A 10777-nucleotide genomic window follows, 5' to 3' on the forward strand; every position below is an offset into this window, starting at 1 on the left:
TATGTCAAAAAATTAAAATTATTCTTTCCCCTTACGTTGCTGTATACTGTTTATTCTTTTTTGGTTTATTAATAACTCATTTAACAATTCATTATGGGGTGAAAAATGTTTACAACTAAAACAAAGCTATTTATTGGCATGGTGATGTCATTGCTTTTGCTAACGCAAAGCATGGCTTATTCGATGCATGGTGTAGATTCAATTAATAACATGAGTGTAGATAACCATTCAAATGCTTTAGCAGCATCAGCAATTCAGTATGATGCTACTGGTGATCTGGCAAGAGATAATAAAAATATACAATATAGTTACAACAGTGCTAACCAGTTAACACAAATAAAATTAGCATCAGGTAGTGGCGAGAGCTATTACTACTACTCTAATGGTTTGCGTGCAGTCATTCACAGTAATAATCGAACACTTGTGCATTATTATTCACGTCATGGTCAATTACTAAATTCCACCGATGGGATACAATCATCCGCGTATTTAATTGCAAATACGGTGAGTGTGCGTAGTATTGATGGCACTGCAATAACTCTGCTACATAACCGTCATGGTTCGGTGATTGGTCAGTTAAGTAATAAGCCACAGTTTTATCAGTATGGAGTGTATGGTGTTCAGAAGACGGAGGGCAGAGGACAGAAGGCGGAAAATGGCAGTGAATCATTAAATCTTGCAACCAATCCTCTTCGATATTCGGGCTATATGTTTGATCCATTAACCGGTTTATATTATCTCAAAGCGCGTGATTACGATCCAAGTTTAAGAAGCTTTATGCAAGCGGATAGTTATGCTTTTAATAGCGATGGGTTAATCAATGGTTATTTCTATGGTAATAACAATCCATTAATGGGGATTGATCTCAGTGGGCATGTTTTTGAAACACTTGCTAAAACTGCCTTAACTATAGATGGGGTTGATCTAAGTAAAACAGAGCCTGTTGAAAATAATGATGATTTTAATGTTGACCAACAAACTGCACAATCAACTCAATGGTCACCAGGAGACCAAATGCTTCCGGAAGATACCCGCTTTATCCGCACATTAAAAGGAGGAGGCTATGCACAAGAGATACGAATATTTAAAGATGCACAGAATAATGAATGGGCTCTAAAAATAATGAAGAGTCATGATAATAATCTTGATCGTACAGAACTTAATACACCAGAAAGAAATGCGAAGGTTTTAAATAAGTTAAACGGAGATGGTTTTGCCTTTGCTGTGAAATATAAAGGTCAAGAGCATTTAGTAACAAGATATGTCAAAGGTAAAGAGGTTGAACCCCAAAAAATATTTGAATACTTTTGGGATGCATTAACTAATGAAGGTGGGATGTATATGTACGATTACTATGTCCCGGGAAATGCTCGCTATGGAGATAATGACGAAATTGTCATTATTGATGCGGATCAAATTGTGCAATTTCCTCCTATTTCTCCCAGAAGCAAAGAGCTTATAGATATAAAATATTTGCAGAGCTCAACAATAGGGATAAGACGTGCAGTTAACAACAATCCTACACTTGATTTCGATGAGATAGTAAATCGCTTTGCAGCGCTCAGTTTAGAAGATCAAACTTGATCTGATAGACACTCTGTTTTAGCAAAATGATAAGTGAATTTTGCATATTTCATTTTATATTTTGGCAAGACTGCTATTAATCATTGCATTAGCTGCCATCACCAGTGGTGAGATAACTTCAGCAGCACCCAAAGATTTTGCTTTGTTAATATTATTTTTTTGATTGATACGAATGGTGATTTTAGCTGCCTTTGCTGGTTGATGATCATTTAAAAACTCATTAATACTCAATAAAGTAATAATATTATCAGCATCTTTTTCGTAAGCGATAATCACTGCATGGGCATCGACAATGCTTGCCTTATCGAGAATATCAGGATCGTTGGCATTACCATGAAGTGTTAAAGATTTAAGCGCAGCACTATCAGCGGTTTCACTGTGTTCGCTATCGATAATGAGAAAGCTTTTGTTTTGTTGTTGCAATTCACTGATAATAATATGCGTTAAATCATTTAAGCCACAAATAATCACATGATCTTTCATATGCTTTTTCCCTTTGTTAAATGTTTGAAATAGATTTTGCAAGCGATCGATAAAGGCACTAACGATAAAGGTTAAAACAGCAGCAAATGCACCTAATCCTATAAAAATCATTGAAACAACGAAAAGGCGTGCCTCATCAGTAATCGGTGTAATATCGCCATAACCAACAGTGCTATAAGTGACTACAGTAAAGTAGATAGCATCTGGCCAATCTTTAATACTATTGAATTGATCGCGTAGTAGATAAGCACCAACCACGCCATATAGGAATGCCAAAATAAAGGACAAAATAACGATAAATTGGGCGTAACTGAGTTTGATGGTTTGCGAGCGAACATTAAATACTTTCCAGCTAATGCTAAGTCCAACAATCTCAACAAAATAAAACCAAGTCAAAAAACCTGAGCGGTAATGCACAAAGATATTGGTCAAGAAAAGAGTAATTAGCATTAATAATGCTAATATCCAGAAAAAACGTAAGCGCCGATAAATCCCACGACCAATCAGTAACATTAAATAGCCAATAAAACAGGATATAACCGTATTAAACTCTTTGAACCCTTGTCCTGCGATAATATGGTTAACTAATTGCACCCCTTCATCATGAATGGCTGCTTCAATAAAAGGAAAGACACCAACCAAAATGGCGAATATACCATTTAAAAAGAGTAAAATAGCAAAGAATAAGGGAATGTTGAAGCGCATGAGCCTTTCTTTGAAAAGGTGTGCTAACCTTGGCATAAGCTATCCTTAGTGTTGGTGAGATCGCTGTGTAATAGATATTCCATATAAACATAGACAACATTAACATAAAGTTCAATATGAAACGTGCTTAAGGTAGGTAATGATGCGTAAATAAGTTGTATGAGTTATTACCTCTGGTTTTGAGGGGACGCTCGTACAGCTTGTGCTGCACGGGAGTAACTGAGTTAAAACTCAATTTGTTTTTACTTATTACTCGGCATATTTTGTCTTTGTTATAAGCACCGCCATAAGGTTTGGTCTTTTGATTTTTTATCTAGAAGTTTTAGATAGTCATCATGTGCTTCACACTGTGGATGTAGGGTCAATAGATCAACCAAGTTAAGCGTTTTATCTGCAGAAGTTAATATATCTTTATTAGTCGATGTGCTTGCATTGTTATTATCTTCAGCAGTTGGCGTCATAAGACTAAATAAATCCAGTTGTCCCCCGGTCATCATCAAATAGACATCTGCAAGAATCTCAGCATCCAGAAGTGCGCCATGCAGTGTGCGATGTTTGTTATTCACGCCATAGCGTGAGCACAGTGCATCGAGTGAGTTTTTTTGTCCTGGGTGCTTCTGGCGTGCCATGATTAAGCTATCAATAATATGGCAGTGGCGTTCAAGCTCTCCCCATTTATTAGGAGATAATAATTGCAACTCCCAGTTTAAAAATGGCACGTCAAATCCTGCATTATGAATAATCAGTTCAGACTGACCAAGGTACGTCATAATCTCATCAATTTTGTCACTAAATAGTGGTTTGTCAGCTAAAAAATCATTGCTTAAACCATGGACTTGCAAGGCGCCTACCTCAACTTCAATGTCGGGTTTAAAGTAAAAGTGTAAGTTATTACCGGTTAATTTGCGATCGATCATTTCAACGGCACCAAGCTCGATGATGCGATGTCCTGATTTAAAGTCAAAGCCTGTAGTTTCAGTATCCAAAAATATTTGTCGCATGATTTTAATTCATCAGATATAGAAAAGTATGCCAAGGAGTATAGCGAATTTGGGTAAGGTTTGACATAATGGTTTGTGTTATTTTAACCAAAATAAAGGACAGGAAGATGAAGACAATTTTATTAGCAATCGGGTTATTGTTATCAGTGAATGCTGCACTGGCATGTTCAGGCAAGGAGCAAATTAATATTTTATTTACCTCGCAGCAAGGAGATAATGTATCACATAAAGACTATGCAAGTTTGGGCAAGGCATTATTTACCAATCAAATGATCGCTGATGAGCTGCATGCTTATAATGTGACGATTAATCATAAAATCGGTGAGATTGTTTTGGATATTGAAACACAAAAAACGTCTATCCAAACAATGTTAAAAGAAATCAAGCCTTTATTAAAAGAGCACGGGTTTAAAGTGTTACGCACTTCTTTTGAAACGCCAATTGAACGTGCTAATGCAAGGAAGTCGATGCCGCCAAAAGAGCCTACATCAAGTGATGTCATCGCTAATTAATAATAAAAATAAGCTGTATCATCGTCAAATTTTAAAGGTCGCGATCCTGGCAAGCTAGATTGTTGACTTGCCTGTAAGCAATCCAAAACTCTCGATAGTAAGCTTAGCAAATTCAAACTGGTAATTTTGGGTAAGAGTTTTTAGCTTAATTAAAAATTTAATGCGTCTTTGAAGTAGATTAAAGATTGCAAGTCCTCAGATTATCCTTGCTGTTATATTCCTTGTTGATACTCAAATGGGGGTCGAGTTTCAGCTGCCTTTGCTATCACTTAACTGGGGTATTGTCGTGATAACAAAGCATAATCTGAGGAGTGCTTAGATCATAATAAATAATTATAACCATGTCCAGTGTAGTAGCATTAAATTTTTATAAAAAAATTCACATGTATATAAAACAATCAATTTTGTGCGGGTATTTTTTGCATGAAATGTACTGAAGAGAATGGGGTTTAAGGCAGAAATATATGCAAAAGATTGTTTAGGAATCGCTGACCAAGCTCAGTCGGTATAAAGTATCCTGATTCTCTTGTGAGTAACTTACGAGTAATTGCCTCATTGAGTTGTGCTGTAATATCCTTAATACTAAGTCCCGTGGTCTTTTCAAATTGCATGACTGAAAAACCACACTGTAAGCGTAGCGCATTTAACATAAACTCATAAGGGCGCGCATTAGTGGCAATATCACAGCTACCATAGGGAAATTTTTGTTCGATCATATACAGTTTTGGATTTTTGCGTTTCCAGTGGCGTCTGAGAATACCTGTTTCAGGCAAAGTAATCTTGCCATGGGCGCCTGCGCCAATACCGATATAATCACCAAACTGCCAATAGTTTACGTTATGTTTGGCTTGATACTCATTATCCTTACAATAAGCAGAAGTCTCATATTGTGTAAACCCAGATGATTTAATCAATGCTTTGCCTTGTTGCTCAATAGTGAATAATAAATCTTCGCAAGGTAATTTTGGCGGTTTGACAGCAAATGCAGTATTGGGCTCTAAAGTTAATTGATACCAAGATAAATGTGTTGGCTTTAATGCCAACGCTTCGCGCAAATCAAATAGTGCATCATCAACACTTTGGTCAGGTAAGCCGTGCATTAAATCAATATTAAAATTATCAAATCCGGCATGAACTAATTCATCAACGGCGTTATAGACATTTTGTGCACTGTGAATACGACCAAGCGCCTTTAATTTATCATTTTGTAGACTTTGCACGCCAAGTGAGACGCGATTAATGCCCATGGTTTTATAGTCGGTGAATTTACCGTGTTCAATCGTGCCAGGGTTTGCTTCGATGGTAATCTCAGCACCTTTTGCAATAAATTTGTGCTTAAATAAATACTCAAAAAGTTGTGATAATTCAACACTGGGGAATAAAGAAGGCGTTCCTCCTCCTAAAAAAATGCTTTCAAATTGTCGATTTTGTAGATCACTCATGTGGCTCTGCAAATCAAGTAATAACGTTTGTAAGTAAGTCTCGGCTGGGATGTTGCCTTTTAAGTGATGTGAGTTAAAGTCACAATAAGGGCATTTTCTAACACACCAGGGAAAATGAATGTAAAGGCTTAAAGGAGGGAGTTTTAGCATAGAAAAGGAGAAAAAGAGAAATTATTTTGGCTGCCCAATGCGAATAACGAGTACGTCACAATGTGCTCGTTGTAACACACCATTTGCTGTTGAACCAATAAAGCGCTCAACACCATAACGACCATGGCTACCGATAACAACAATATCACAATTAAGTTCTTCTGCGAGCTTAACAATTTTACGCTTAGGTGAGCCATGTAATAAATGAAAGTCTGCCTCAAGGTCAATTTGTGCTTCAAGTGCTTTTAAATGCTTGAGATTTTCTTCTTCTAGGTAATCTTCTAAATCTGAGATAGAGGGCACCCCTGATGCCATATAGTAAGGGATATGTGGTAAAACATTGACGACACTTAGTTTGGCATTATTACGTTTCGCCAAGGCAACAGCTTGTTCAATCACGGGTTTGTTATCAGCGTGCAAGTCGGTTGCCAGTAAAATATGTTTGTAATTTTTCATCCTCAATCTCCAATACTGTGTTTTAACGGTACTAATGCTAGTCATTCTAAAAAACTTCCCTTGTAAAAGATAGTCAAAGCACCGCTAAAAATAACAATGAGTCATAAATAGCAGTTGAAATCTTAGGGGTAAAATTTTAAGCTAGCGGCTGTTTTGTTTTAATTTGTTTTCTAAACAATAAAAGTCAAAGATAAAAAGAGGTCATTCTCAATGAATATGAATATGAGTAAGCTCATGCAGCAAGCGCAGAAAATGCAAGATCAGATGAAAAAAATGCAAGAAGAGCAAGCAAAGCTAGAAGTAATAGGCGAATCAGGTGCCGGTCTTATTAAAATCACCATGACAGGAAAACATGATGTTAAACGTGTTGAGATTGATCCAAGCTTGTTAACAGAAGACAAAGAAATTCTTGAGGATTTATTGGCTGCTGCCGTTAACGATGCCGTTCGTCGTGTTGAGGAAAACAATAAAGACTCGATGTCAGACATGACTCAAGGTTTAAATTTACCCCCTGGATTTAAATTTCCATTTTAAGCATGCGCTTTTAAGTTTAATTTGCTATGCAAAAGTTATTTTCCCCCAGAATCGAAAGCTTGATCGAGTCGCTTAAAGTGTTGCCAGGTGTCGGGAAAAAAACCGCACAACGCATGGCCATTCAGTTGTTGGATAAAAAACAACAAGCAGCACATGAGTTATCTCAAGCGATTGAGAATGCCCTTGTTGCCATAAAGCACTGCCAGCAATGCAATATGCTGTGTGAAGAGGAACTTTGCCATATTTGTAGTAGTGCAAGACGCGATAATACACAGCTATGTATCGTCGAAAATATGCTTGATATGATGGCGATTGAATCAGCGGGTGTGTATGGTGGCAAATATTTTATCTTGCATGGTAGGATCTCACCTTTGGATGGAATAGGCCCCAATGAGCTTAAACTGCCTAAACTTAAAGCGCTTGTTGCAAGCCTTGAAGTAAATGAAATTGTCATGGCATTGAGTCCGTCTGTTGAGGGTGAAACAACAGCACATTTTATTTCAGATATGTTAAAAGAATATCGATGTACGATCTCACGTATTGGTTTTGGTGTACCATTTGGCGGTGAACTTGAGTATCTTGATCAACAGACATTAACCCATGCCTTTAAAGCACGGGTCAGTTTTTAGTTTGTGTAAAAAAAGCGCTATTCAACTGCTTCTGTTATCGTTATAATTTTGGCGTTTTAGATAAAATTATAGTGAAAATATGCAGATTTCATCCTCAAAATCGCTGACGCTATTGCGTTTGGTAATGATTAATATTATTGCCGTTGATAGCTTACGTAATATTTCAATTACCGCGCAAGCCGGTTGGGTCGTGGTGAGTTTCTATATTTTGGCGGCGATTGTTTTTTTGATTCCATGTGCATTATTAACGGCAGAGATGGCAACAGGCTACTCTAAAAATGGTGGAATCTATCTCTGGACAAAAGAAGCCTTTGGTGCCAAAACAGGCTTTGTTATTTTATGGCTGCAGTGGGTTTATAACCTTGTGTGGTTCCCCTCAATCTGTGGTTTCTTTGCAGGGATTATTGCTTATATTATCGCACCTTGGTTTGGCTTAAACCCTAATGAACTTGTCATGAGTCCATCGTATATGATTGGCATGAGTTTGTGCATGTTTTGGGTAGCAACTATTATTAATTTATTTGGCATTAAAACCTCAAGTACCTTAAGTGTAATTGGTGCAATTGTAGGGACCTTAATGCCGATGCTATTAATTATTGGTTTGGCATTATTTTGGGTGCTATCAGGACAACCTATTTTAAAGCCACAAACGATCTCTGATGTATTACCAAGCTTTGCAAATATTGGCAGTTGGGGATTATTCTTAACGGTAATGTTTAGTTTGTTTGGTTTAGAGATGAGCTCCATTCATGCGGGAAATGTTAAAAATCCTAAGAAAAACTTCCCTAAAGCGCTACTGATTTCCAGTATTGTTATTTTGCTGTCGCTTATCTTGTCCAATATTGCGATTTTTACCGTTAATAGTGATACCGGTGGTCAGGTGGATATTGTTACAGGGCTTATGGCGTCGTTTAATTATTTCTTTACGCAGTTTAATATGCCATGGATGTCAGATGTTATCGCATTAACCTTGGTGCTTGGTGCCTTTACAACAGTTGCTGCTTGGATTATGGGGTTATCACGTGCTTTTACAGTTGCTGCTGAGGATGGACTCATTAGTAAAAGATTGGCACGAACTAATAAATATGAAGCGCCAAGTAAAGTACTTATTTTGCAAGGCATTATCTTTTCACTGTTTTGTTTAAGCTATGTCTTGATGCCAAGCGTCAACTCGGCTTATTGGTTTTTAAGTGCATTAACCGCACAACTTGCTGTATTAGCCTATATTGGCATGTTTGCCGCGGCGATTAAATTACGTCGCCAAAATCAACCAAAACCTGGACAATATGTTATTTTTGGTGGTGTAAAAGGGACTATAACAATGGCAGTTTTGGGTTTTATTGGCTGTGTTATTGCTGTTAGTGTTGGCTTTATCCCAACTTCAGATGTTACGATGTCAGCATTAAACTTTGATCTATTATTGCTCACAGGGATTATCATAGCGTTAGTGATTCCTTATGTTATAACGCGGAATTATCAAGCAGGATAATTGGTTATCAAACATAAATTAACTGTTAGCTCAAAGCCAGGGAGGACACCGCACCCTGAGGGAAGTCTATCTCGTGCCCTGAGCGAAGTCGAAGGGAATGCAAAGATCTCTATAAGGGCTTCGACTGACGCTCAGCCCACGTTTATGTAATACAGTTGTGGGCAATATTGCTGTTTGCAGTGCGCTTATGCGTAAGAAGGATTTTCCAAAAATTAAAGAATAAAATTTGATCTTTAGAGATAATGATCTAGGCTTAATCCGAGGCAACTCTATTTTATATCCCCCGCGCTTAACTTCTTATCATATGGATTGATTATGCTAAAAGCTGATTTTTGAAGGCTTGGAAAAAATAAGCAACTAATGAAACTGATAGAGCTCATTGGTAAACGCATTTAACCAAATGAAGGCGGGTAGGCAACGTATATGTTAGCAAATACAGGTAATAGAAAGCACAAGCGTTTCAAATTGATAATAATTTTATTTTATGGATTTTTGCTCTTGTTTTGTGTAGTGACGTATATATCAGACAAATTGGCAACAGGGGTTTTTGCCAGTGCACCCATTGATTTATCCAAACCTTCTGAAGTGACGCTGGATTATTTTATTTGGTTTCCTGGGCGGTATGAAATTGATATTCGTTTTCAAAAAGAAAGTCAAGAATCATTAAAACTCATTGACGGTCATATCCCTGATTATTTAGATGAGTGCAATAATTGCCAAAAGTTTAAACTTGAGTGGTGCATATATCAACAACTGAAAGTGGTTAATTGTAGAGTCAAAACGTTGTTAAGTGAGCCGTTTGGTGGGAGATATTCCAGAAGTCATATTGCTAAATCAGTGGCTAGGGTCATTCTGCCATTTGGATCTCAAAGAATGGAGGTTAAATACTTGGGTGGGCTTGAGGTTTTAAATAAGTTAGCTCCTGAAGTGCGTCTAATGGCTGGTAGTTTTAAAAGACCTGTATCAACTTTAGCCAGTTTCCTTATGTTCTTAGGAGTAGGTTCCTTTGTCATTTTACTAGTAAGCTTGGTTATTGGGCTATTAATTCTTTGTATATTCTTGGTAAAAAAAATATTAAGAAAGCTAAAGAAAGATATTAAGTTTAATTAATTCAATTAATGAGGAGAGATAAAAATGTTAGAGATAAGTTCTGAAAAAGAAAATTGTGATTCCAAATATAGTTTTTCATTATACTCTGATGGTTTAGGAGGCTATGACGGATATCACACTTGGATAAAGCTTTCAAATGGCACCAATACTTACACATATAGCTTTGGACCTTTGGGTGATGTTTCTTTAGGTGAGTTATTATTACCTTATGCAGTGCCGGGCCATATGAGTCGTCATGAACCAGAAGATAGAGAACGAGAGTCGAAATCCTATACAGGATTCATTTCTAAGCAGAGATATGAAATGATGAAACGTATGGCAGACTCGTTGACTAGCAATCCTCCTAACTATCAGTTATATCAGTACAACGGAGATAACTGTGTTGAGGTTACTTCAAAAATACTAGAGGCAGGTAGAATAGATATATTAGAGAATTTAGTAACCCCAAGCATTGTTGTAGCTAGAATTTATCTACTTTATGCCACACTACAGGACAGTAGCCACTGAAGCCCTTTATTTTTAAGTGTTTTCATGTCATTTTTGTTTTGCTAAAAACGTAATAAAAAGAAGCATGGAACACGCAAAGGAACTTCAGCAGCTACTTAAGCATTATTTTAACGATACTCGTCATACTTTAGAATGCCTAACTTACATTATTTTAGGATTATTTGTTGTGCGAAGT

General features: G+C 37.0%; 11 protein-coding genes. 7 read left to right on the plus strand and 4 right to left on the minus strand.

The annotated features are described in order from the left end of the window. The first annotated feature begins 105 nt into the window (after positions 1-105). Entirely contained in the window at positions 106-1584 is a 1479-nt protein-coding gene (locus DNK85_RS02190; protein WP_119327945.1) for an RHS repeat-associated core domain-containing protein, read from the plus strand. Between the two features lie 54 nt (positions 1585-1638). Here DNK85_RS02190 and DNK85_RS02195 read toward each other — a convergent pair whose 3' ends face one another. Beyond that, entirely contained in the window at positions 1639-2808 is a 1170-nt protein-coding gene (locus tag DNK85_RS02195) for an NAD-binding protein (RefSeq protein ID WP_119327946.1), read from the minus strand. A 236-nt stretch (positions 2809-3044) separates the two neighbouring features. Then, positions 3045-3773, minus strand: a complete 729-nt coding sequence (gene dnaQ / locus DNK85_RS02200; protein ID WP_407919657.1) for a DNA polymerase III subunit epsilon — start codon at positions 3771-3773, stop codon at positions 3045-3047. Positions 3774-3880: 107 nt separating this feature from the next. Here dnaQ and DNK85_RS02205 point away from each other — a divergent pair, with 107 nt between their 5' ends. Next, positions 3881-4285 (plus strand): hypothetical protein, encoded by a 405-nt coding sequence (locus tag DNK85_RS02205; RefSeq protein ID WP_119327948.1) that lies wholly within the window; start codon positions 3881-3883, stop codon positions 4283-4285. A gap of 449 nt (positions 4286-4734) precedes the next feature. Here the strand turns inward: DNK85_RS02205 and hemW are convergent, their stop codons facing one another. Together hemW and DNK85_RS02215 are read right to left on the minus strand one after the other, a co-directional pair. Continuing rightward, entirely contained in the window at positions 4735-5877 is a 1143-nt protein-coding gene (gene hemW / locus DNK85_RS02210) for a radical SAM family heme chaperone HemW (protein WP_119327949.1), read from the minus strand. Between the two features lie 21 nt (positions 5878-5898). Then, positions 5899-6333 carry a universal stress protein gene (locus DNK85_RS02215; RefSeq protein WP_157968199.1) on the minus strand — a complete coding sequence of 145 codons (435 nt, stop codon included), beginning with the start codon at positions 6331-6333 and terminating at the stop codon, positions 5899-5901. Between the two features lie 210 nt (positions 6334-6543). On the opposite strand from DNK85_RS02215, the gene DNK85_RS02220 reads away from it, so the two are divergent. The 5 genes from DNK85_RS02220 to DNK85_RS02240 all read left to right on the plus strand — a co-directional run bounded on the left by DNK85_RS02220 (position 6544) and on the right by DNK85_RS02240 (position 10602). Continuing rightward, the gene (locus DNK85_RS02220) at positions 6544-6867 is read left to right on the plus strand and encodes a YbaB/EbfC family nucleoid-associated protein (protein ID WP_119327951.1); all 324 of its coding nucleotides are present in this window, start codon (positions 6544-6546) and stop codon (positions 6865-6867) included. 26 nt (positions 6868-6893) lie between these two features. Next, on the plus strand, positions 6894-7496 hold the full coding sequence (gene recR, locus DNK85_RS02225; RefSeq protein WP_119327952.1) for a recombination mediator RecR: 603 nt from the start codon (positions 6894-6896) through the stop codon (positions 7494-7496). Positions 7497-7575: 79 nt separating this feature from the next. Continuing rightward, positions 7576-8985 (plus strand): APC family permease, encoded by a 1410-nt coding sequence (locus DNK85_RS02230; protein ID WP_235842350.1) that lies wholly within the window; start codon positions 7576-7578, stop codon positions 8983-8985. A 423-nt stretch (positions 8986-9408) separates the two neighbouring features. After that, positions 9409-10095 carry a hypothetical protein gene (locus DNK85_RS02235; protein ID WP_119327953.1) on the plus strand — a complete coding sequence of 229 codons (687 nt, stop codon included), beginning with the start codon at positions 9409-9411 and terminating at the stop codon, positions 10093-10095. 24 nt (positions 10096-10119) lie between these two features. Beyond that, entirely contained in the window at positions 10120-10602 is a 483-nt protein-coding gene (locus DNK85_RS02240; RefSeq protein ID WP_119327954.1) for a hypothetical protein, read from the plus strand. Positions 10603-10777 lie beyond the last annotated feature (175 nt).

Source organism: Cysteiniphilum halobium (assembly GCF_003574425.1).
Lineage (GTDB): Bacteria > Pseudomonadota > Gammaproteobacteria > Francisellales > Francisellaceae > Caedibacter > Caedibacter halobius.